This is a genomic window from Synechococcales cyanobacterium CNB (genome assembly GCA_030263455.1).
GTDB lineage: Bacteria > Planctomycetota > Phycisphaerae > Phycisphaerales > UBA1924 > CAADGN01.
Genome location: SZOZ01000002.1, coordinates 206,320 through 229,034 on the forward strand (window position 1 = coordinate 206,320; position 22,715 = coordinate 229,034).

General features: G+C 69.0%; 18 protein-coding genes. 7 read left to right on the top strand and 11 right to left on the bottom strand.

The annotated features are described in order from the left end of the window. Positions 1–41 precede the first annotated feature (41 nt). Entirely contained in the window at positions 42–1,430 is a 1,389-nt protein-coding gene (locus FBT69_02515; GenBank protein MDL1903669.1) for a sugar dehydrogenase, read from the bottom strand. Between the two features lie 205 nt (positions 1,431–1,635). Here FBT69_02515 and FBT69_02520 point away from each other — a divergent pair, with 205 nt between their 5' ends. After that, positions 1,636–4,140 carry a serine/threonine protein kinase gene (locus FBT69_02520; GenBank protein ID MDL1903670.1) on the top strand — a complete coding sequence of 835 codons (2,505 nt, stop codon included), beginning with the start codon at positions 1,636–1,638 and terminating at the stop codon, positions 4,138–4,140. Positions 4,141–4,192: 52 nt separating this feature from the next. Here the strand turns inward: FBT69_02520 and FBT69_02525 are convergent, their stop codons facing one another. The 5 genes from FBT69_02525 to FBT69_02545 all read right to left on the bottom strand — a co-directional run bounded on the left by FBT69_02525 (position 4,193) and on the right by FBT69_02545 (position 9,982). Further along, positions 4,193–5,281 carry a formylglycine-generating enzyme family protein gene (locus tag FBT69_02525; protein MDL1903671.1) on the bottom strand — a complete coding sequence of 363 codons (1,089 nt, stop codon included), beginning with the start codon at positions 5,279–5,281 and terminating at the stop codon, positions 4,193–4,195. A gap of 151 nt (positions 5,282–5,432) precedes the next feature. Continuing rightward, the gene (locus FBT69_02530) at positions 5,433–6,545 is read right to left on the bottom strand and encodes a class I fructose-bisphosphate aldolase (GenBank protein MDL1903672.1); all 1,113 of its coding nucleotides are present in this window, start codon (positions 6,543–6,545) and stop codon (positions 5,433–5,435) included. An 80-nt stretch (positions 6,546–6,625) separates the two neighbouring features. Further along, positions 6,626–7,309: a metal-dependent hydrolase gene (locus FBT69_02535; protein ID MDL1903673.1), complete on the bottom strand. Its 684-nt coding sequence runs from the start codon at positions 7,307–7,309 to the stop codon at positions 6,626–6,628. 31 nt (positions 7,310–7,340) lie between these two features. Next, on the bottom strand, positions 7,341–8,948 hold the full coding sequence (locus tag FBT69_02540; protein ID MDL1903674.1) for a hypothetical protein: 1,608 nt from the start codon (positions 8,946–8,948) through the stop codon (positions 7,341–7,343). A 32-nt stretch (positions 8,949–8,980) separates the two neighbouring features. Continuing rightward, on the bottom strand, positions 8,981–9,982 hold the full coding sequence (locus FBT69_02545) for an NAD(P)H-dependent glycerol-3-phosphate dehydrogenase (GenBank protein ID MDL1903675.1): 1,002 nt from the start codon (positions 9,980–9,982) through the stop codon (positions 8,981–8,983). Positions 9,983–10,187: 205 nt separating this feature from the next. Between FBT69_02545 and FBT69_02550 the strand changes: the two genes are divergently transcribed. Continuing rightward, on the top strand, positions 10,188–12,260 hold the full coding sequence (locus FBT69_02550) for a cation-translocating P-type ATPase (GenBank protein MDL1903676.1): 2,073 nt from the start codon (positions 10,188–10,190) through the stop codon (positions 12,258–12,260). Between the two features lie 126 nt (positions 12,261–12,386). Here FBT69_02550 and FBT69_02555 read toward each other — a convergent pair whose 3' ends face one another. The 5 genes from FBT69_02555 to FBT69_02575 all read right to left on the bottom strand — a co-directional run bounded on the left by FBT69_02555 (position 12,387) and on the right by FBT69_02575 (position 16,333). Further along, the gene (locus FBT69_02555) at positions 12,387–13,799 is read right to left on the bottom strand and encodes a PhoH family protein (protein MDL1903677.1); all 1,413 of its coding nucleotides are present in this window, start codon (positions 13,797–13,799) and stop codon (positions 12,387–12,389) included. 100 nt (positions 13,800–13,899) lie between these two features. After that, complete coding sequence (locus FBT69_02560) at positions 13,900–14,469, bottom strand: DUF456 domain-containing protein (GenBank protein ID MDL1903678.1); 570 nt, start codon at positions 14,467–14,469, stop codon at positions 13,900–13,902. Next, a complete protein-coding gene (locus FBT69_02565; GenBank protein MDL1903679.1) occupies positions 14,408–15,277 on the bottom strand; it encodes a hypothetical protein in 870 nt (289 codons plus the stop codon). Before FBT69_02565 ends, FBT69_02560 begins: the two co-directional genes overlap by 62 nt. A 64-nt stretch (positions 15,278–15,341) precedes the next feature. Next, the gene (locus tag FBT69_02570; protein ID MDL1903680.1) at positions 15,342–15,578 is read right to left on the bottom strand and encodes a hypothetical protein; all 237 of its coding nucleotides are present in this window, start codon (positions 15,576–15,578) and stop codon (positions 15,342–15,344) included. A 62-nt stretch (positions 15,579–15,640) separates the two neighbouring features. Continuing rightward, the gene (locus FBT69_02575) at positions 15,641–16,333 is read right to left on the bottom strand and encodes a DUF1080 domain-containing protein (GenBank protein MDL1903681.1); all 693 of its coding nucleotides are present in this window, start codon (positions 16,331–16,333) and stop codon (positions 15,641–15,643) included. Positions 16,334–16,407: 74 nt separating this feature from the next. Here FBT69_02575 and modA point away from each other — a divergent pair, with 74 nt between their 5' ends. The 5 genes from modA (at position 16,408) to FBT69_02600 (ending at position 22,608) form a co-directional block, all read left to right on the top strand. After that, positions 16,408–17,361: a molybdate ABC transporter substrate-binding protein gene (gene modA, locus FBT69_02580; protein ID MDL1903682.1), complete on the top strand. Its 954-nt coding sequence runs from the start codon at positions 16,408–16,410 to the stop codon at positions 17,359–17,361. Continuing rightward, the gene (locus tag FBT69_02585; protein ID MDL1903683.1) at positions 17,337–18,158 is read left to right on the top strand and encodes an ABC transporter permease subunit; all 822 of its coding nucleotides are present in this window, start codon (positions 17,337–17,339) and stop codon (positions 18,156–18,158) included. Before modA ends, FBT69_02585 begins: the two co-directional genes overlap by 25 nt. Then, positions 18,155–19,255, top strand: coding sequence for an ATP-binding cassette domain-containing protein (locus FBT69_02590; GenBank protein MDL1903684.1), 1,101 nt, complete (start codon positions 18,155–18,157; stop codon positions 19,253–19,255). Before FBT69_02585 ends, FBT69_02590 begins: the two co-directional genes overlap by 4 nt. Before the next feature lie 317 nt (positions 19,256–19,572). After that, positions 19,573–21,024 (top strand): cardiolipin synthase, encoded by a 1,452-nt coding sequence (cls, locus tag FBT69_02595; protein ID MDL1903685.1) that lies wholly within the window; start codon positions 19,573–19,575, stop codon positions 21,022–21,024. Between the two features lie 117 nt (positions 21,025–21,141). Next, positions 21,142–22,608 carry a radical SAM protein gene (locus tag FBT69_02600; protein MDL1903686.1) on the top strand — a complete coding sequence of 489 codons (1,467 nt, stop codon included), beginning with the start codon at positions 21,142–21,144 and terminating at the stop codon, positions 22,606–22,608. Positions 22,609–22,715: the final 107 nt, after the last annotated feature.

The following is a 22,715-nucleotide window of genomic DNA, read 5'->3' on the forward strand; positions in this document are numbered from 1 at the left end:
ACCGTTGCCCGGCATCCACCCCGTCCCAGAGCCCGCACCGTTCAGGGGCAGCCGTCGATCCATGCGTTCAGGAAACCCAGGAAGTCGAGGCTGTTGATCGTGCCGTCGTTGTTGAAGTCGGCTACGGGATCGTTGGCTGTGTAGGCGTTGAGGAAGGTGAGCACGTCAACGGTGTTGACTTGGCCGTCGCCGTTGAGGTCTACCGGGCAGCGGGGCTTGATGCGGAAGATCTCGCCGCCGTTGAGGTCGCAGATGTAGAGTTCGCCGCGGGCGTCCTCACCGAAGGACGAGACCGAGGCGATCGAGCCTACGTCTGGGACGAGTTCCGCCTGACGTTCGGTCAGGTCCACGACCTGGCCGTCCTCGTAGCGCAGCGTCCAGATGCGGTTGGAGCAGAAGTCGGCGAAGAAGTACGTGCCGCGCAGGTGCGGCATGGTCGCGCCGCGGTAGACGTACCCGCCCGAGATCGAACAGTTCCCGCCCGCGTGCGAGTACGCGTGGATCGGGAGCGTGAGGGACTCGTGGTTGCAGGTGCATCCGTCGAGGCCGGTGCAGGCGAAACCTTCCATGCAGCGCCAGCCGTAGTTCTCGCCGCCCGCGCTGACGGCGGGCTGGACGTTGATTTCCTCCCAAGCGTTCTGCCCGACGTCGGCGATCCAGAAGTCGCCGGTTTCGCGGTCGAAGGAGCACCGCCACGGGTTGCGCAGGCCGTAGGCCCAGATTTCGTCGTCGCCGGTGATGCCGACGAAGGGGTTGTCGAGGGGGATCGCGTAGTTGCGGTTGGGGTCGGCGGGGAAGTCGTCGCCGTCGACGTCGAGGCGGAGTGTCTTGCCCAGACGGTTGTCGGTGATGTCCTGGGCGTTTCCGCCGGGGCTGTGTCCGGTGCCTTGGTCGTTCGCGCCGCCGCCGTCGCCGGTGGGGATGTAGAGATAGCCGTCCGGGCCGAAGCCGATCCACCCGCCGTTGTGGTTGGACTGCGGTTGGGAGAAGGTGATGACGGGCTGGGCGGTTCCAGGGTCGGCCACGTTCGGGTCTTCGGAGACGGTGTAGCGGACCACCCAGGTGGCGTTCGTGCCGGACGCGGTGTAGTTCACGAAGAAGTGGCCGTTGTTCGCGTAGTCCGGGTGGAACGCGAGGCCGAGCAGGCCCTGCTCGCTGCCGGTGGCGACGCCGGTGACGGAGAGGAAGGGCGTGGCGAGGAGCGTGTTGGTCGTGAGGTCGTAGATGCGCACGCGCCCCGTGGAGCCGGTGCGCTGCTCGACGATGAAGATGCGGTCGCGGTCGCCGGGCGCGTGCGTGACGAGCACGGGGCGAGCCAAGCCGGTTGCGATGCGTTCCGAGGTGAGCGTCTGTTGTGCGCTCGCCGAACCGGTGCCAAGGCCGAGCGAAGCGAGTGCGAGCAGGGCAGCGGGCGTGCGAGTAAGACGCATGGTGAACCTCCCGGATTGCCGGCGCGGGCGTTCTTCCCGGCGGCGTGAGCACGAATCGACCCTGGGCGTGGGCAACCCCGGCCTCCGGATCGATTGTCCTCGGTCGCGGGGTCCGATGCCAGCAGGAACCGGGCGGGTTGCGTCGGTTTGGGGGTTCTCCCGTGGGGGTATTGGCCAGATATGACCCCCCCTACACTCCGCGCCGATGGGTACGGACGATCCGACACTCGACGCGACCGCTCCGGCGAGCGTCTCGGCCTCGTTACCGGCTGACGCGACCAGGGCTGTCGGTCCGTATCGCGTGCTCCAGGCGCTGGGCGAGGGCGGGTTCGGCACGGTCTACCTGGCCGAGCAGGAGGAGCCGGTCCGCCGGCGTGTCGCGCTGAAGGTGCTCAAGCCGGGGATGGACTCGAAGTCCGTGATCGCGCGGTTCGAGGCCGAGCGGCAGGCGCTCGCGCTCATGGATCACCCCGGCGTGGCGAAGGTCTACGACGCGGGCACGACGCCGGAGGGCAGGCCGTACTTCGCGATGGAGTACGTGCGCGGCGAGCCGATCAACGTTTTCTGCGAGCACGAGCGGCTGGGAGTGGACGACCGCGTGCGCCTGATGATCCAGGTCTGCGAGGCGGTGCAGCACGCGCACATGAAGGGCGTCATCCACCGCGACCTCAAACCCGGGAACGTGCTCGTGTCGCTCGTGGACAGTCGTCCCTCGCCGAAGGTGATCGACTTCGGTGTCGCCAAGGCCGTCTCGCAGCGGCTCACCGACTCGACCGTCTACACCGAGGTCGGACAGTTGATCGGCACGCCGGAGTACATGAGCCCCGAGCAGGCTCGCGGCGGGTCGGACGTTGACACGCGGGCCGACGTCTACTCGCTCGGGGCGATCCTCTACGAACTGTTGACGGGCGAACCGCCGCTCGAATCGACGAAACTGCGCGCGGGCGGGTACGCGGGCGTGTCGCACGCCATCGACGAGTTGGAGCCGGTGCGGCCGAGCGAGCGCATCACGCGCGCAGGCTCGACCGTGCTCCCGCGGCTCGACGACGATCCTGCGACCGTGGCAAGGCGACTCCGCCGTGACCTCGACTGGGTCGTGATGAAGAGCCTGGAAAAGGACCGCACCCGGCGCTACGACGGCGCGGGCACGCTGGCACGCGACCTGGAGCGGTACCTGCGCGACGAACCGGTCGAGGCCGGCCCGCCCACGGCCGCGTACCGGCTCTCGAAGTTCCTGCGTCGGCACCGCGGGGGCGTGGCGGCGGCGGGGGCGGTCGCGCTCGCGCTGCTGCTCGGCGTGGCGGGGACCGCGGCAGGCCTGGTCTGGGCGCTTCGGGAGCGGGACGTCGCAAATGCACTGGCAACCTCCGAACGCGAGGCACGCGCCGAGTCCGATGCCGTGGTCGCGTTCCTGGGCGACATGCTCGCCTCGGTGGACCCCGAGGAACGCGGGCGCGACGTGACCGTGCGCGACGTCCTCGACGAGGCGTCGCTGTCGCTTCCGGACCGGTTCGCTGATCGGCCGATGATCGAGGCCCGCCTGCGGCACGTCATCGCCAACTCGTTCCGCGCGCTCGGAAGACTGCCCGAGGCGGACGAGCACCTGACCCGCGCCTACGAGATGCGCCGCGCCACGCTCGGCGACGAGCACCCCGAGACACAGCGCGCTCTCGCGAACCTCGCCGGCCTGCGCATGGAGCAGGGTCGGTACGGCGATGCAGCCGCTCTCGGCGAGCGCGCCGCCGACGGGATGCGCCGGGCGTTCGGGGAGGACGACCGTGCCACGCTCGGCGCCATGAACAACCTTGCCATGGCGCTCCGGCACACCGATCGGACGGACGAAGCCGAGGCGATCCTGCGGCGGGTCCACGACGGACAGCGGCGAACGCTCGGCCTGACGCACCCGGAGACGCTCGGCTCGCTGACGAACCTGGGCGCGTTGCTCGCCGATCTGCGCCGCTACGCCGAGGCCGTCCCGCTTCTGGAGCAGGCGCTCTCGAGCTGGCGCGAAGCCCACGGCGACAACCACCCCGGCACGCTCTTCGCCGAGCACGAACTCGGGATGACGCTGCTGGCGACGGGGCGCGTGCCGGAGGCGGAGCAACTGCTGCGGCGCGTGGTCGCGGCCCGCGAGCGCGTGCTCGGCGAGGCGCACCCTGACACGCTCGGCGCCGCTTCGAACCTCGGTTTCGTGCTCTCAAGGACGGAGCGGGTCGAGGAGGCAGAGACGCTCTACAAGCGGAGCCTGTCGGCGGCACGGCGCGTGCTGGGCGACGCCCATCCCGACACCCTCACGACCGCGATGAACCTTCTCATGCTCTACGAATCGCTCGGCTGGCCCGAACGATCCCGCCCCGAGGTCGAGCGTTCGCTGGAAGTCATGTCGCGGTTCGCCGAGCGGATCGACGCGAACGCGGACCAGTTGAACTCGTGCGCGTGGTTCCTGCTGACGGCGGAGCCGGTGAGCGCGCGCGACCCCGCCGCTGCCATGCGCGCCGCCGAGCGCGCCTGCCGGGTTGAGCGCAACGCTGGGGGCGCGAACCTCTGGATGTACCTTGACACGCTGGCCAAGGCGCTGCACCTGACGGGCGACGCGCCGGGTGCGGCCGCGGCGCAGCGCGAGGCCGTCTCGCTCATCCCGGCGCACGGCGAGCAGTACCGGGCCGAGATGGAACAGCGGCTGGCGGAGTACGAACGGATCGGCGGGTGATGACCCGCCGAGGTGCCGATCCTGCATGGACATGACGGCGCGTGGATGTCTCTCATTCCGCGTCGAGGACCAATCGGAAGCCGTTGTTGTAGTACTGGAAGACGGGTCCGAGACGATACCTGTGCGCGGACCGCACGTACCACGGCCCGTCGTACCACGAGCCGCCGCGGAGAACCCGCTCGTTCCCGTCCCCCGGTCCCTGGGGATCGACCCGTTCGCCCCGCTCGTTGGTCGGGCCGTTGGTCGGGCCGTTGGTCGGCTCGTACCAGTGCGGGTCGTACCAGTCCCAGCACCACTCCCACACGTTGCCGTGCATGTCGTGCAGGCCCCAGGCGTTCGGCGCGAAACTCGCCACCGGCTCGGTGCGCTCGCGGAACACGCCGCCCTCGCTGTCGCGGTACCCAAGGCTGGCCTTGAAGTTCGCCTCATCGGACAGGATCGTCTCGCCCGTGTGGAACGGGCCGCTTGTCCCGGCACGGCACGCGTACTCCCACTCCGCCTCGGTCGGCAGGCGGAACCCGCGATGCTCCGCCACGCGGCGCACGCTCGCGCTGCGCACGTGACCATCGTTGAACCGCTCGGCGTCTTCGATCAGGTAGCGCGGGCGCAGTCCGAGATCGGGATGGCGCTGCGCGACAGCCTCCGTCAGCCGGTTCGCGAACTCGACGGCCTCGAACCACCCCACCGTCTGCACCGGTTGGCGTGCGTCGTCTTTGAAACGCGACGGGTTGCTCTTCATCAGCGCGATCCACTGATCCTGCCGAACTTCCGTGGTCATCATCCAGAAGCCGCGGCTGATGCGGACGGCATGCCTCGGGCCTTCGTCATCCTCACGACCCGCCTCGTCGCCCGGGCTGCCCATCTCGAAGACGCCCGGCGGAATCCACGCGAGTTCGACCTCAACGCCGGGACTCAGCTCGAGCACGAGGCGCGTGCCCGGCTCGGGCACCGCGGCCGGTCGCTCGGCTTGCTCCAGCTGGCTGTAGCTGGGCGTCTGCGCCGCGACGGCGAACAGCACGCACGCGAGCACGCCCCACGACGGCCGACTTTGACGCGATGGCGTGCCGGGGCAGGACTGCCCGATCCGCTCGTGCGGGAGTCTCGAGGCGGGCATAGGCAGCAGCGCGGGGTTCGATCGCACGACGACTCTCCTGATGGGCGCAGAATGATCGCGGCTGGACCATGCTATGGCGGATTCTCCAAACCGCGTCGTAGCATAGTCTTGGCTGTTGAGGGCAATCCGCGCCAGTGCGTGCGCCGCACAGCAACAGGCCTGACTGCCTCCTCCCTCGTTACGCCACGGTGACCGTCTCGTCGAGGTAGACGTCCTGGATCGCGTGGAGGAGTTTGACGCCGTCCTTCATCGGCCGCTGGAAGGCCTTGCGCCCGGAGATGAGGCCCATGCCGCCGGCGCGCTTGTTGATGACGGCGGTGCGGACGGCGTCGGCCAGGTCGCTCGCGCCCTTGCTGTCGCCGCCGGAGTTGATCAGGGGGATGCGGCCCATGTAGTTGTTGATGACCTGGTATCGGCAGAGGTCGATGGGGTGCCCGCCGCGCCCGGACTCGTCGGAGCCGCTCAGTTTCGTGTAGACCTCCTTGCGGAACTTGCCGTAGGCGGAGTCCCCGGTGTTCAAGGCCGCGTAGCCGCCGTTGTTCGTCGGCAGCTTCTGCTTGATGATGTCGGCCTGGATCGTGGCGCCGAGGTGGTTGGCCTGGCCGGTCAGGTCGGCGGCGGCATGGTAGTCCGTGCCCCCGATCTTGAACGCAGGGTTGCGCGTGTAGCACCACAGCACGGTGACGAGGCCGTAGTCGTGGGCCTCGGCGAACATGTCGGCGACGTACTGGATCTGCTCGCCGGACTCGGGGGAGCCGAAGTAGATGGTCGCGCCGACGGCGACCGCACCCATCTCGAAGCACTGGCGGATCGTGCCGAACGGGAGCTGGTTGAACTGGTTGGGATAAGTGAGCAGTTCGTTGTGGTTGAACTTCACGAGGAACGGAATCTTGTGGGCGTACTTGCGGGCGACCGCGCCGAGCACGCCGAAGGTGCTGGCGACGGCGTTGCACCCGCCCTCAACGGCGAGACGCACGATGTTCTCGGGGTCGAAGTACTCGGGGTTCGGAGCGAAGGACGCGCCGGCAGAGTGCTCGACGCCCTGATCGACGGGCAGGATGGAAACGAACCCTGACCCGGCGAGACGCCCCGTGTTCAGGATGAGGGCGTAGTTGCGGAGCGTGGCGGGCTTGCGGTCGGTGTGGACGACGACCCGGTCGAGAAAGTCCGGCCCCGGCAGGTGCAGGGCGGAGGCCGGGATCGTGCCGCAGCGGTGGCTCAGCAGGTCGTCTGCATCGGGGCCGAGGAGTGCGCGGAGGTCGGTGTTGGCATGCGCGGCGAGCGTGGTCATGGGTGGCTCCTGCGTGGCTGCGTCGATGATAGCCGCAGCGCGCCGCTATCCGGCCGTCGGCGGCCGGGTCGAGCGACGGGCTACCCGAGCCGCCAGGGTTCGCCGGGGACGAGTTCACGCACGGTGACGCCCTTGGGCGCGAAGCCCTTGCAGTCCTGGCGCAGCAGGCCGAAGGTCTTGTAGTGGATTGGAATCGCAAAGGGAGCGCCGATGAGTTCAGCGGCGCGCGTGGCGAGTTCCGGCCCCATGGTGAAGCGATCGCCGATGGGGATCATGGCGGCATCGGGCTTGTAGATTTCGCCGAGGAGTTTCATGTCCGAGAAGAGACCGGTGTCACCGCAGTGATAGACGGTCTTGCCGCCGAGGTGGAGGACGACGCCCATCGGCTGCCCGAGGTAGCGACCGTTGACGGAAGAGGAGTGGAAGGCCTGCGTGAAGGCGACCCAGCCCCACCTCGCGTCGATGCGCCCGCCCGCGTTGCCCGGCTCGGTGTGCTTCACGCCCTGCTCGACGAGGAGTTCGTGGATTTCCCAGGAGCAGTAGACGGTCGCGCCGGTGCGCTTGGCGATGGCGGCGGCGTCGCCGAGGTGGTCGCCGTGGCCGTGCGTGAGGCAGACCGCGTCGACCTTCAGATCATCGGCGCGCAGGCCGGGTTTGTTCGGCGCGAGCGGGTTGCCGGTGATGAAGGGGTCGATGGCGACGCGATGGGCGCCGTCGTCGAGGACGAACGCCGAATGTCCGAGGTAGGTGATGGTGATGGCCATGCCCGAGTATATCTGTCGGGCCGGGGCGTGATCAGGAGCATCCGGCGACGTAAGCGTTCAGGAACATGATGATGTCGATGGAGGAGTGCGCGCCGTCGCGGTCGGTGTCGGCCTCGGGCGCGGCCGCGCTCCATGCGTTCAGAAAGAGGAGGAAGTCGGTCGAGTTGATCGTGCCGTCGAGGTTGAAGTCCGCGTAGCAGGCGACGCGCTTGGCTGCGGCCGCCATGTTCGGGAAGGGGCCGATGTGCCCGCCCGAGCCTTGGGGGATGCCCGTGGCGATCAGGACCGAGCGGACTTCCAGGGGCGCGAGGCGCCGGTTGCGGTGCAGTTCGGCGATGCTCTGGAGCGAGGCGGCGGCCGCAGCGATGAACGGCGAAGCGGAACTGGTGCCGCTGAAGCCCGCGGTGTATCGCTGCTTCTTATCGCCGCCATGCTGGGCGTAGGAGCCGTAGCCGAGAGTGAAGACGTTCTCGCCCCATCCCTGCACGTTGACGCGGGAGCCGTAGGTGCTGAAGGAGAGTTTGTTGTGGGCGGTGGTGGAGGAGCCTGCGCCGACGATGATCGCGCCGCTGTCGCCTCGGTTCATGTACGGCACGTAGGGCGAGGAATCGAGGTTCTGGTTGCCGTTGCCTGCTGCGCCGACGACGACAACGCCCGCATCGGTTCCGTTCTTCACGACGGTCCAGACGGCGAGGTCGAGTTCAGCCGGTCCGTACCCCCCGCCCGCGCCGGTGGTCTGCATCTCGAGGAGCACGACGTCACCCTTGCCGACGGTGGCGATGGCGTTCGCGATGCAAGTGACACGGCGCGACCCGCCCTCGACCGTCCACTCGGGGAAGAACAGCCCCGCCGCGTCGGGCACGAGGCCGGTGCAGCCGTAGCCGTTGTTCAGGCTCATCAGTTCGCCGAAGACGGCGGTGCCATGCTCGTCCCAGCCGTTGGCGGCCACGTTCGGGTGCGGCGTCTGGCCCGGTTCGAGCCAGATGCCGCAGAGGTCCTCGTGGTTCGCCACGACGCCGTACTCGCAGTCGGCGACGCGGATGCCCGCCCCGCGGCCGCCGAGCGCCCAAGCCGCCGCCATGTTCAGGCCCGGATTCGCCGCGTGATAGCCCTGCATGTTCGGGTAGTACTGCGGCGTGATCGGCAGCAAATCGTCGCACGGAGGGGGAGGAAGCAGTTCCTGGAACTGCACCCACTCGACGAGCGGGCTGGCGTTGAGTTCAAGGGCGATCGGCAGCAGGAGCGCGTCCGGCGCATCCACGATGACCATGCCAGCGAGGTCAGGCTGCGCCCGCCCACTCACGAGCGCGGCACGTGATTCGAGGAAGGCGACGGTCTCGTCGGGCAGGTCGATGAGTTGCGAGAACGAGGCAGCCGCGCGGGTGAGCGGCAGCGCGGCAGCGGGGTCCGCGCCCGCAAGGCTCACCAAGCCCGCGGGCGTTGCCCGGACCAGCAGGTCGTCCCGAAACTTCGCGACGAGCCGCGAAGGTTCGCCCGGCAGTGCCAGCACCGGCTCCTTCGCCAGCGGAACGCGGGGCAGAAGCCCGCCCTCGGCGAACGCGGTCGGCAGGCTCACGACGGCAACAGCGAGGGTTGTGAACATGGGGCGTCTCTCCTCGAAACGGGCACGGAGGACCATACGCGCCGGCCCGGTCGCCGGATGCGGACGGTTCAGGCGATCCGTTCGCTCTTCAGTTCCCTGCTCATCAGGCGGCCGATGGCGTCGATCGGGTCCATTCCCTCGAAAAGGACGGCGTGGACGCTCGCCGTGATGGGCATGTCGACGCGGTACTTGCGGGCGAGGTCGATCACGGACCGCGTGGTCGCCACGCCCTCGACGACGAACGGTTGCGAAGCGAGGTAGGTGTCCAGCCGCTGGCCGCGACCGAGCGCCTCGCCGCAGGAGCGGTTGCGTCCTTCGGGGCTGAAGCAACTGGTGGCGAGGTCGCCCACGCCAGCGATGCCGAAGAAGGTGTCGGGCGTCGCGCCCATGGACGCGCCGAGCCGCGCGATCTCTGCCAGGCCGCGCGCAAGGAGTGCGCTCTTGGCGTTGTAGCCCGCCTGCAGGCCGTCGAGGATGCCAGCCGCGATGGCGATCACGTTCTTCGTTGCGCCCGCCAGTTCGACACCCAGCACGTCTGGGTTCGTGTACACGCGCAGCCAACTCGTCGAGAACGTGCGCTGCACCTCCGCCGCGAAGTCGGCGTCGTCGCTCGCCGCGATCATGGTCGCCGGCAGGCAGCGGGCCAGTTCCGGCGCGATCGTCGGCCCGCTCAGCACGGCCAGCCGGCGCGGGCGCGCGTCGGGATCGTCGCGCAACGCATCGGCCAGGATCTGCGTCGGCCGCAGCAGCGTGTCGTTCTCGATCCCCTTGGCGACGGACACGACCGCCGCATCGCGGGGCACGTGCAGGCGCAGCCGCTCCCACACCGACCGCGTGAACTGGACCGGGATCGCCGAGACGATCAGGTCGGCTTCCTCGAGCGCCTCGTCGTCGCGCAGGCAGACGCGCACGGAGTCCGGCAGCGTGAACCCAGGCAGGCGGTACGAGCGCCGGGTCTGGGTCAGCGCGCCCGCTTCGTCCGCGCTGTGGCCCCACAGCCGCACGTCCGTCCTCGGTGAACGCGACGTGGCGTCCGGCGTCGAGAGGATGCCCGCGCAGACCAGCCCCATCTGACCGAGGCCGAGGACCGTAACTCGGGCGGGGGTGGACACGGGTCACTCCGTCGCCGGGGCTGAACCCTCGGGGCGTGATGCCCGTACCCTATCCGACCGAGCGCGGGGGGGAGGGGTAGGATTGCCCCTTCGCAGGGCTGACCGCCGATTCCGGCGGCAGCCGACCACCCGTTCACGACCCGACCATCCGGGAGCACGGCGCATGGCCTCAACCGCTCACACGCACGCTCACGACCACGATCACGGGCCCCATCATCACCACCACGAGGACGACAAGCGCGGGCGGATGGTCGCCTGCTCCCACGGCGAGGAGACCAGCGAGCGGCACATCCTTCTGTATCTCGTCGGCGGAATGCTGCTCGTCGCCACGCTGCTCGCCAAGTGGCTGGAAGTCACCGACCCTGCGGTGGCCCAGATCCCGGCCGTCATCGCCTCCATCATGCTTGCCATCCCGCTCTGCCGCGAGGGCTGGCGCGAGATCAGCGAGCGGCGGGCCTCGTCTTCGACGCTCGCGGCGATCGCCATCCTCGCGGCCATCGCGGTCGGCGACTTCGTGACCGCCGGCGGGTTGGCGTTCATCCTGCTGGTGGCGGACGCGATCCTGCGGCGCACGGCCTTCGGCGCGCAGCGCGCCATCGCCGAACTTGTCGCCCTCACGCCCGACGTCGCCCGCATCGTTGATGGAGGCACGGAGCGCGAGGTCGCGCTCGGCGAGGTCAAGGTCGGGGACGTTGTCCGCGTTCGCCCCGGCGAGAACCTGCCGGTGGACGGCGTCGTCGTCAGCGGGCGATCCACGATCAACCAGGCATCGCTCACCGGCGAGGCCGTCCCAGTCGAGGTGCAGTCCGGCGAGCCGGTCTACGCCGGAACCACCAACCTCACCGGCATCATCGACCTGCGCGTCACGCAGGTCGGCGAGGAGACGGCCATCGGCAAGGTTAGCCAGCTGATCCGCGCCGCCGAGGAGACCCGCTCGCCGCGCCAGGCGCTGATCGAGCAGGTCGCCCGCTTCTTCGTTCCTGTCGCCATCTCGGTCGCGTTCGTGGTCTGGTTCGTGATGAGCCAGAACGCGGACCTCCGCCCGGACGCGACACGCACCGCGATCACCGTCCTCATCGTCTGCTGCCCCGCGGCCCTGCTGCTCTCCAGCCCGAGCGCGATGGTGGCGGCATTCGCGGCGGCGGCGCGCCTCGGCGTCATGATCAAGCAGCCTTCGTACCTCGAAGCCGCCTCGAACGTCGACGCCGTCGTCATGGACAAGACCGGCACGATCACGACCGGTCGCTTCGAGGTCGCACGCCTCGCGCCCGCCCCGGGCGTCGAGGGTGCTGACCTGCTCGCGGCCGCCGCCAACGGCGAGCAGCACTCGAACCACCCGCTCGCCCAGTCCATCCTGCGCACCGCCCGCGCCGCCAAGATCACCCCTGATGGCTCGCAGGACTACGAGGAAATCCACGGCCGGGGCGTGCGGGCGCGCACCACCCTCGGCGAACTCTGCGTCGGCCGCGCCAGCTGGCTGCGAGAACTCAACCCCGCCATCGCTCAGCAGGTCGAGGCCGTCGAGCAGCGCATCGAGGGCATGACCGGCGTGCACGTGATGCGCGACGGCCGGTACCTCGGCGCAGTCGGGCTGGAGGACAAGATCAAGCCCGGCACAGCCGGTGTCGTCAGCAAACTCCGCGAACTCGGCGTGCGCACCGTCGCCATCTTCACGGGCGACCGGCTCTCGGTCGCCAAGCGCGTCGGCCAGGCCGTCGGCGTCGATGCCATCGAGGCCGAGTGCCACCCCGAGGAGAAGCACGAGCAGATCCGCCAGATGGTCGCCGCCGGTATGCGCACCATGATGGTCGGCGACGGCATCAACGACGGCCCGTCGCTCGCGGCCGCCGACGTCGGCGTCGCCATGGGCCTCTCCGGCTCCGACATCGCCACCAACTCCGCCGGCGTCGCCCTGATGACCGACGAACTCAACCGCGTCCCCTTCCTCATCGAACTCGCCCGCAAGACCCGCGTCATCATCGCCCAGAACATCGCCGCGTCGATCGTGATCGTGCTCATCGGCCTCGCCCTCGCCGCCACCGGCAAACTCGAGGTCTGGCTCGCCGGCCTCTACCACTTCGCCGGCGAGATCTTCGTCCTCGCCAACTCCTTCCGCCTCTTCCGCTTCGGCGAGAACTTCACCGAGGCCGAGGAGTCCAGGCAGACCGCAACCCCGGCCTGGCAGCGCCGCGCCGCAAGCGTGCGCGGGCTGTCCGCCGAGACGCCGGGGGTGTAGCGCGGGACTGGACACGGCGCGCCGGTGCGAGTCTCAACCCCGACGGCGCAAGGGTGTAGCGCGTGATGCACAAGCCCCTCGACGGAGTGGCGGGCTACCCGGGGTGTGCGGGCGTCTCGGGTCCGCTCAGAGCCGCTCGGCCGCGAGGCTGGCGAGTTCGCTGCGTTCGCTCTTGGCGAGCGTGACGTGGCCGACGATGGGCAGGCCCTTCATTTTCTCGACCGTGTACGAGAGGCCGTTGCTGGACTGGTCGAGGTACGGATTGTCGATCTGGCCGATGTCGCCGGTGAGAACCAGTTTCGTCCCCTCGCCGACGCGGCTGGCGATGGTGCGGACCTCGTGCGGCGTGAGGTTCTGTGCCTCGTCCACCACCATGAACTGGTGAGGGATGGAGCGGCCGCGGATGTAGGTGAGCGGTTCGAGCACGAGGACGCCGTCGGCCATGAGTTTCTGGATGCGCTGCTCGGTGCTCTGGCTCTCGGCGGACTGACCGGGCGAGGCGCGCGTGCTCAGCAGGTAGGTGAGGTTGTCGAAGATGGGTTGCATCCACGCCGTGAGTTTCTCGTCCTTGTCACCGGGGAGGTAGCCGATGTCGCGCCCCATCGGCATGATCGGGCGTGCGCACAGCATCCGCTCGTAGCGTTCCTCGGTGAGCACCTTCGACATGCCGGCTGCCAGAGCGAGCAGCGTCTTGCCCGTGCCCGCGGACCCGAGCAGTGTGACGAGTTTCACCTGGTCGTCCAGCAGCAGGTCGAACGCCATGATCTGCTGGAGGTTGCGGGACATGATGCCGAAGACGGGCTTGCGCGGGCCGGTGATGGGGATGACGTGGTCGGTGTCGCCGGGTCGGCGGGCGATGCCGGTGTGGTGCTCGTCCTCGGCGTCGCGCAGCAGGAGGAACTGGTTGGCGCGGAGTTCGACTGGCCACGGCTCGCCGCTCTCCTCCTCGCCCGCGAGCACGCCGACGAGCCGCTCCAGGGGCAGGGCGCGCTGCTCGTAGAGATCGTCGATCAGCGTGCCCTCGACCGTGAGCGAGAGGTAGCCGGTGTAGAGCCGCTCGGCGTCCACCTTCTGGTTCTCGAAGTCCTCGGTGTGGATGCCGAGCGTGTCACTCTTGATGCGCGCGCTCAGGTCCTTCGAGACGAAGACCGTGCGCTTGCCCTCGCGGTGCAGGTCCAGCGCGACCGCGATGATGCGGTTGTCGGGGATGTCCTCGTGCAGCAGGTCGGGCCGCTGGTGGTCCGCGGCGTCGATGCGCACGGTGCCGGTCGCGCCGTTGCGCCCGGTGCTGGCGGCCGCGCCGCTGGTCGGCTTGACCGCACCCCAGTCCACGCCCTCGGTGAGGTTGCCGGCGACGCGCAGGCGGTCGAGGTGGCGGATGCACTCGCGGGCGTTGCGCCCGATGTCGTCGTCGCGGCGCTTGAGCTTGTCCAGCTCCTCGATGACGGGGAACGGGATGACGACGTGGTTCTCCTGAAAGACGAAGAGGGCGTTGGGGTTGTGGAGCAGCACGTTCGTGTCGAGCACGAAGTGCTTCACGCCGTCGGTCTGGCCGGGGCCTGCCTTGTGGTCCTTCTTCCGTGCGGTCACGCTGCGCTCCGTCGCGGGTCCGTGGTGGTGAGCATACTGCGCCGGACGTTCAGGCGAGCAGCGCGCCCGTGGTCAGCACAAGCCCGATCACCCCGGCGATGCCCGTCTTGATGGCGACGGCGGTCAGGCGGCCGACTGCGGCCCCTCGCCCCACCGCGGCCGACTCGCGCCACGTCCGCTGCGACATCCCCCGCTCGCCAGCGACCGCGCCCAGCCCGGCCCCGACCGCGGCCCCGATGATCGTGCCGAGCAGGGGGATCGGGATGGCGAAGGTGCCGACGACCGCGCCGATCAGGCCCCCGACGATCGAGCCGACCATCCCCGGCCTCGTGCCGCCGGTGCGCTTCGCACCGCGTGCAGACCATGCGAACTCGACGACCTCGCCGGCGAACGCGAGCACGGCACACAGCGCGATTGTCCACCACTCGTACAAGCCCTCGCGCCACCACTGGCAGAGCAGCGCGACCAGGATGATGAACCATGTGCCCGGCAGCGTGAGCAGCGTCAGCACGACGCCGACCAGCGACGCCAACGCCACGATCCCCACCGCAACAAGGTCAAGCCCCTGCGCCATCCGGCTCCGTCCGCGGTCCGTCGCCCCGATCGGGCGCGCTGCCATCGGCCGCCTCTTCTTCCTCTTCTTGGCGGTCTGGGAAGGCGGTTTTCTCCATTTCCAGCACCCAGGACTCGAGGTGGTTGTAGCGGAAGAGGTCCAGGCGCAGTTCGCGCCCGCCCAGGATGACGTGCTCGGGCTTGATCTTCAGAAAGACGATGAACTTGTGCCACTTTCGCTTGTCCACGTCGTCGAGGTCGGCGGGCACAAGCGTCGCGCCGCCGGGGAGCGTGAGCCGCTGGGCCTCCGGCTCCCATGAGTAGCGCTTCGAGGCAACCATGCCGAAGAGGATCAGCATCCACGTGCCGAATCCCCAGCAGACGACGAGGATGAGCCACTGGCTGGGCAGGTCGAACCAGCTGAGAGGTTTCGGGGCCGGCCGCTGCGCCCACTCGCTCTGGAGTCGGGCGAGTGTGGCGCCGGGGTTCTCCATGCGCGTGTGCTGGGGGTCGAGCATGTTCAGGCCCGGCGTGGCAAGGGCTTCGAGCCAGAGCAGGCGCTGTTGCTCAACGGCCGAGCGCTGGGTCACGTCCTTGGCGCGGAGTCGGGCGAGTTCGCCGGCCGGATCGTCGATGCTCGCCTGTCCCAGGACGCCGCGGTCGTTTGCGGTGCGGAGGTATTCGAGTTGCATGAGTTCGGCATAGGCAGCACCTCGCTTGGGATAGGCGACGAGCGCGTCGTAAAGGCCCCACGCGCCGAACGCCCAGAGCGCGATCGTGATGAGCACGACACGGATGAGCCACCGGCGTGCGAGCGTCGTGCGCGTGGGTGTTGGCGTCGCGGTCTTGGACTCCGGCACAGTGGACTCCGACATCGCCCCCTCCCGTGTGCGGCCGCTACCGCGACCCTAGACCATCGGCGACCGGCGCGCCGGGCCTTCATCCGCCCAGTTCATCGACCCGCGCCAGGGCCGCGTCCCACCACCGTGCTGCACGCTCCGGCCCGCCGGGTCGAGCCATCAGCCCCGAGAACCCGCCGAAACGCACCTGACGGACGGGGATGCGGGGGTACGGCGTCCCCGAGGCGATCGCCCGGTTCAGCCAGTGCTCGTGCTCCCGGCGGGCGATCTCGGCGCGGGTGAGCAGCCGCCCGCGACCGCCGAAACTCCACAGCATGGGGCCATTCTACTGCCCGGAACGATCCGGCCAAGGGTTGTCTCAGCGAGGCTTCGGCGAGGTCAGCGAGGAACGATCCAGATGTTCCGGAACCGCACGCGGCTGTCGCCGTGGTCCTGGAGCAGGATCGGGCCGGGCGATGGGCCTTCGGGCGCGCCGCCGCCGGTCGTGCCGTCGATCTCAAAGTCGTCGTGGATCAGCGTGCCGTTGTGCCAGACGCTGACGCGGGCGTTGGCGATCTTGTCTCCCACAGTGGACCAGCGCGGCGCGGTGAAGTCGATCAGATAGGTCTGCCACTCCTCGGCGGGGCGTGCGGCGTTCACCAGCGGCGCGGCCTTCGAGTAGATCGCCCCGCACAGGTTGTCCGCCGGCGGCAGCCCGTGCGAGTCGTGGATCTGCACCTCGTAGCGGCCCTGGAGATAGACGCCGCTGTTGCCGCGCGCCTGCCCGGTGAACTCCGGCGGGTTGTTCGGCACGGCGAACTCGATGTGCAGCAAGAAGTCGCCGAACGACTCGCGCGTGCGGATCGAGCCGGCCCCGACGTTCACCACCATCGCCCCCTCGGCGTCGATCTCCCACCGGCACGCCGAGCCGTCGCGGGCCATGACCCAGGCGTCGGTCGAGGATCCGTCGAAGAGAAAGGCGGCCGTGCGAGGGGCGGCCTGGCCGTCCCGCGAGCCGGAGGGGGGTGAGGAACAGGCGGGGAGAATCGCCAACAACGAGAGCACCGATACGCGCATTGCATTTCGTGTCATTGCATCAGAATAGCGATGTTGTACCGGCGACTACCCGCGAGAACCCGGGCTGCCAAGGATTCGATGCCGGGGCGATGGAGGGCAGTCCGATGGCGATGCAGACTCTCCAGCCGCGGACCGACCGTGAGCCGCGGCCTCAGCATTGGCGGAGGAACGTCGCCCAGAGCGTGGCCGCGTGGCTCGTGGCGGGGCTGACGGCGCTTCTACCCGGCTGCGGCGATGCGGCGACTCCCGGCACCGGGCAGCCTGCCCGGCCCTACGAAGGTCGCAGGCTTGTGGTGTTCGTCGGCTCGGCGTCGCAGCCGCCGACGGAACTGGCCGTGCAGCGGTTTCAGCAACTGACCGGGGCAAGGGTCGAGGCGCACTTCGGCGGTTCGGGCGAGATGCTGGCCCGCATGAAACTCGCCGATCAGGGGGACGTGTACTTCCCCGGCTCTTCTGACTACATCGAACTTGCCAAGCGCGAGGGGCTGGTCGATCCCGCGAGCGAAACGATCGTCGCGTACCTGGTGCCGGCGATCAACGTGCCGAGGGACAATCCGAAGGGCATTCAAACGCTGGAAGACCTCGCGAAGCCGGGCGTGCGTGTTGCGATTGCCCGCCCGGATACCGTCTGCGTCGGGCTGTACGCGGTCGAGGTGCTGGAGCGTGCGGGACTGACGTCGGCTGTTCGCCCGAACATCGTGAACAACACGGAGTCGTGCGCCAAAACCGCGCAGGTCGTCGCGCTGGGGCAGGTCGATGCCGTGATCGGCTGGGAAGTCTTCGAGCACTGGGAGCCGACGAAGATCAGGACGATCTACCTTCCCAAGGAGCGCGTGCCTCGCATCGGGTTCCTCCCGGCCGCGATCGGAACCGGCACGAAGGACGCCGAACTGGCGAGGGCGTTCCTGGACTTTCTTACGTCGGCGGAAGGGCGGGCGATCTACGGCAAGTGGAACTATCTGACGTCGGTCGATGCGGCGAGGCAGCACGCTCTGCCGGATACGCCGGTCGGCGGCGAATGGCCGCTGCCGGAGGGCTGGTGAGCAGTGAGGTGTGCATGAGCCGGAGGCTCTTCGGATTGTGTCTCGCGTGCGGGCTGGGCGGGGCGTTCTCGCTCGTGCTGGTGATGCTCGCGGCCCAGGTGGGCTACGCAGGCGTGCGCGAGCCGCTGGCCGCGCTCACCCAGCCTGACATCCAGCACGCCATCCGCCTGAGTCTCTTCTGCGCCACCGTCGCTGCGGGGCTTGCGATGGTGTTCGCCGTTCCCGCGGCGTATGCGCTCGCGCGGTACCGCTTCCCCGGCAGGATGCTGGTCGATGCGCTGCTGGACGTCCCGATCATCATCTCGCCGATCGCCATCGGGATCACGCTGCTTCTCATGTTCCGATCGACTCCCGGCGGTTGGGTCCAGGAGCACCTGGTCCGGTTCGTGTTCGAGGTGCCTGGCATCATCCTGGCGCAGTTCATCATCGCGCTCGCGCTCGAGATCCGGGTGCTCAAGGCGACGTTCGAGGAGATCAGCCCGAGGCTGGAGCAGGTGGCGCGGTATCTCGGATGCGGGCCGTGGGCGGCGATGCGGCGGGTCACGCTGCCGCTGGCGAGGCCCGGGCTGATCGCCGCGCTGGTGCTGGGGTGGGGCCGCGCGATCGGCGATTACGGCGCGACCGTGACGATCGCCGGGAGCGTGAAGGGAAAGACGGACACGATCCCGGTTTCCATCGTGCTCAACTGGTCCGCCGTGCGCATCGAGGCGGCCGTCGCGCTCGTCATGGTGCTGACGGCCATCGCCCTGCTCGTCCTGCTCAGCGTGCGGGTGCTCGCGCGAGGGCGGCCGGCATGATCTCCGTCCGCGACCTCAGCGCGACGTACGGCGACTTCACCCTCCACGACGTCAATCTGGACCTGCGCGAAGGCGGGTGCCTGGCCATTCTCGGCCCGTCCGGGGCCGGCAAAACGCTCCTGCTGGAAACCGTCATGGGGGCGCGGCGTCCGAGGCGTGGCGAGGTGCTGCTCGACGGCCGGAACGTCACGACTCTCCCTCCCGAGGCGCGCCGCATCGCCTACATCCCGCAGGATCTCGCGCTCTTCCCGCACCTCTCCGTGCGCGACAACATCGTCTTCGGCCTGCCTTCGCGATCCGCCCGGCGGGCAGCGAGCGACCCCCTGAAGCGACTGGCCGCGATGCTCAGGATCGAGCACATTCTCGATCGGCGCCACATCGGCACACTGTCCGGCGGCGAACGGCAGCGCGTCGCACTCGCACGGGCGATGATCGTGCGGCCGCGGGTGCTCTTCCTCGACGAGCCGTTCTCATCCCTTGACGCGGCGACGGCATCAGACCTGCTCTGGTCGTTCCGGGAGATGCGCAAGCAAACGCGCACGACGGTCTTCCTCGTCACCCACAACCTGCACGAGGCGAGCCTTCTCGCGGACGACGTGGCGATCATGATCGACGGGCGGATCGTGGAGGCCGGCTCGCGCGACAGGGTGTTCCGGCAGCCCCGGAGCGTGACCGTCGCACGCTTCCTGAACATTCGCAACATCATTCCATTGAGCGAACTGCCGCCGCACGCGAGCCACCTCGCCGCGGGATCGAGCAACGGGTGCACACATCTCGCCATCCGGGCTGAAGAAGTCGTCCTTTCGCCGGTGTCAACACAGCGCGGTGTCGGACTGCGCGGGCGACTCGAAGAACTCGTCCCGTGCTGGCAGAACGTCATCGCCCGCCTGACGGTGCACGACACCTGGCGTCTCGAAGCTGTGCTGGACCATGCCAGGGCCACGGAGCTCGAGCGTTGGCTGGCCGACGAGGTCGCCGTGTCGATCCCCTCACAGGGCGCGATCTACCTGCATGACACGCAGGACGCGCGCACGAACGCCCCCGGCCGCCGGCCGGTGGAGCCGAGCGATCCACGGCAAGATGCTGAAGACTCTTGAGCGTTGCCCGACACGTCTTCCCGGCGTCTGGGCGCACCGGGTCTGGACCCGACCCGTCCGGCCGGAGACGAATCGCTCGGTGTCATTCGCTCGGCGCCCTCGGCGGGTCGTGGCAGAGAATGGTCGGTTCGTAACGGCAAGAGAGGCCCCGGAGTGGAAGGGCGATGAGGCCCGGGACTCGTCGTCGCTCTCGGCCAAGACAGACGCCTCTTGGCCCTGGTTCGAGCGTCGATGGACTCGGAGCAGCAGCCGCCCCAGCCGGCATGGCTCCGGCCGAGCGACCATCGGATCGCCCGAAAACCGGGTAGGGTGAAGCAGTGGAAGCGTGGCTCACGATCACCGTCTTGGCGGCGGACTGGGCGATCCGCCTGTCGCTGGCCTTCCGCGTCGTCATGCGCCGCCGGGCTGTCCCGGTCTCGCTGGCGTGGCTGGTGCTGCTGCTCTTCGCGCCGGTGGTCGGGGCAATTGCCTATTTGCTCGTCGGCGAGACGCGCGTGAGCGCGAAGCGAGCAAAGCGCTACCTCGATGCTGGCCGTGACATCGAAGAGCGGGCCGCCCGGTTCTGGAGGGGCGGTGCGCAGGACTGGACCGCCCCCGGCGACACCGACGAGGCGCTGCGACGGCTGGCCACCGCCTACACCGGTCTGCCGCCGCTGGCCGGCAACCGCGTGACGCTGCTGCACGAGACCGACGCCTTCCTTGACGCGATCATCGCCGACCTCGACGCAGCCACTCACCACGCACACCTCCTCTTCTACATCTGGCAGCCGGACGGGCGCTCGCTCGAAGTCACCGACGCGGTGGAGCGAGCCGCCCGCCGCGGCGTCGAGTGCCGGATGCTCCTCGACGCCGTCGGCAGCAAGGGCTTCCTGCGCTCGACGCGCTGCTCGCTGCTGCGTTCGGCGGGCGTGGAGGTCGTGGCCGCACTGCCCGTAAACCCGGTGAGAGGCCTCTTCGAGCGGCTCGACGTTCGCAACCACCGCAAGATCGTCGAGATTGACGGGCGGATCGCCTACACCGGCAGCCACAACCTGACCGACGAGACCTTCCGCAACCCGCGTCGCCCGCACCTCGGGCCGTGGATCGACGCTTCCGTCCGGGTCGAGGGACCGGGCGCGCAGGCCCTGGGCGTGACCTTCCTGCACGACTGGCAGGTCGAAGCCCGCCATCAGATCGGCGACATCGGCAGGTACATGCCGGACTTCGGCGTGATCGAGGCCGGATCGGCGGTGCAGGCCGCGCCCTCGGGTCCTGGCATCGCGCCGGATTCCATTCACAACCTCCTGCTTACGGCGATCTACGCGGCACGCGAGGAGTTGATGCTCACAACGCCGTACTTCGTGCCCGACGAGGCCATCCGCAACGCGATGGCCGCGGCGGCGATGCGCGGCGTCGAGGTCACGCTGATCGTGCCCCGGGCGACGGACACGCCGGTGGTCGCGATGGCGGCCCGCTCGCACTACCAGGACCTGCTCGACGCGGGCGTGCGCATCGCGCTGCACTCGCGCGGGCTGCTGCATTCGAAAATCCTGACGGTTGACCGACGCCTGGCGATGGTCGGATCGGTGAACTTTGACATGCGCTCGTTCTGGCTGAACTTCGAGTCCACGCTCATCATCTACGACGACGATTTCGCCAGCGTGGTGCGCTGGCTGCAGCGCGAGTACCTCGGCGAGTGCGAGGTGGTCTCGCGGCAGGCGTGGGCGCGCCGCCCGGTGTGGAAGCGAGCCGTGGACAACACGGCGCGGCTGTTGAGTCCTCTGCTGTAGTAGCGCACTCTCATAGGGCGTCGAAGGTGGGTCTTGGGGTCGTCGCTGACGGCCCTCGGGTGGTATGCTTTCGGCACTTTCAGACGCCGCTGAAACGACGTCCGATCCGGAGACCACATGCCCCTCTATGCCCCCCCGCCCGAGCATCCGCACTTGTCCGCCTCTGACCCGGGGCTGCTGGCCGCCGTGGTGAGGGGCGAGGCACGGCTGGCGCCGGAGCAGGCGTTCGACCTCTTCCGCACGATGCCGCTGACCGCGCTGGGGCGGTGGGCGGATGCGCGCTGCCGCACGATCCACGGCGGGTCGATCCGTACCTACGTCATCGACCGGAACGTGAACTACACGAACGTCTGCAACGCGCGGTGCACCTTCTGCGCCTTCCGGCGCGACGGCGACGAGGAGGACGCCTACACGCTGGATCCGTCGCAGATTCTGGAGAAGATCGGCGAACTGGTGGCGATCGGCGGGACGCAGGTGCTGATGCAGGGCGGGATGAACCCAGCGCTGCCGCTGGAGTGGTACGAGCGGCTGCTGCGGTCGATCAAGGAGCGGTTCCCGGGGATGCACGTGCACGCCTTCAGCCCGCCGGAGTTCATCGAGTTTGTGCACTTCTTCGATCCCCCCGGCTCGACGCTGGAGGACAAACTTCGGTGGGTGATGGTTCGCCTGCGCGACGCGGGGCTGGACTCCATCCCAGGCGGGGGTGGCGAGATCTTCGCCCCGGCGGTGCGCCGCAGGATCGGCCTGGGCAAGTGCGACGCCGAGGCGTGGCTGACGACGATGTACGTCGCCCACACGCTCGGCATGTTCACCAGCGCGACGATGATGTTCGGGCACATCGAGGGGCACGCCGACCGCGTCCACCACATGCGGCTTGTGCGCGAGTGGCAGGATCGGGCGCTGCGGGAAGGGAGCGAGGGATCGAGGGACCGAGGAACCAAGGGCGACGGACAAGGCCCCTCGTTCCCTCGATCCCTCGATCCCTCGACACCTGTCGGCCACTACGTCTCGTTCATCTCGTGGCCGTTCCAGCGGGAGAACACGCCGCTGGGGCGGGTGAAGGACTGGCTGAGCCGACCCGAGGATGGGGGCGAGTTCCCCGGGGACGCGGTGGCGCGGCTGGACGGCACGGGCGACCCGAAGTCGCACGCGGAGTTCGGACGGCGCGTGCGGATGAGCGGCTCAACGGACTACCTGCGCACGCAGGCGCTGAGCCGACTGTTCCTGGACAACGTCTACTCGATCGGAGCGTCGTGGGTCACGATGGGGCCGCACGTGGGGCAGGTCGCTCTGCTTTACGGCGCGAACGACATGGGCAGCGTGATGATGGAGGAGAACGTCGTCTCCGCCGCGGGGACGACGTACTGCCTCGACGAGGCCCTGCTCTGCCGGCTCATCCGGGGTGCCGGGTTCACGCCGGCGCAGCGCGACAACGTGTATGACGTGCTGCGGGTCCACGACGGCCCAGACAGCCCTGACCTGCGCGTGACGGACTGGTCGCAACACAGGACCAAGCGGCTGCACGTCGAGCGCAAGCCGCCGGCGAAACCGGGAGCCGCACTGACAGTGAGCGCGAAGCGATAGTTGCTCGCGGAGAGGCGCGGAGAGCGCAGAGGGCAATCATGCGGGAAGGACTGGGCCTGCCAGGTCCCGCCCTGATCGCTCACGCCGTAACCTCTCGCGCACGTTCT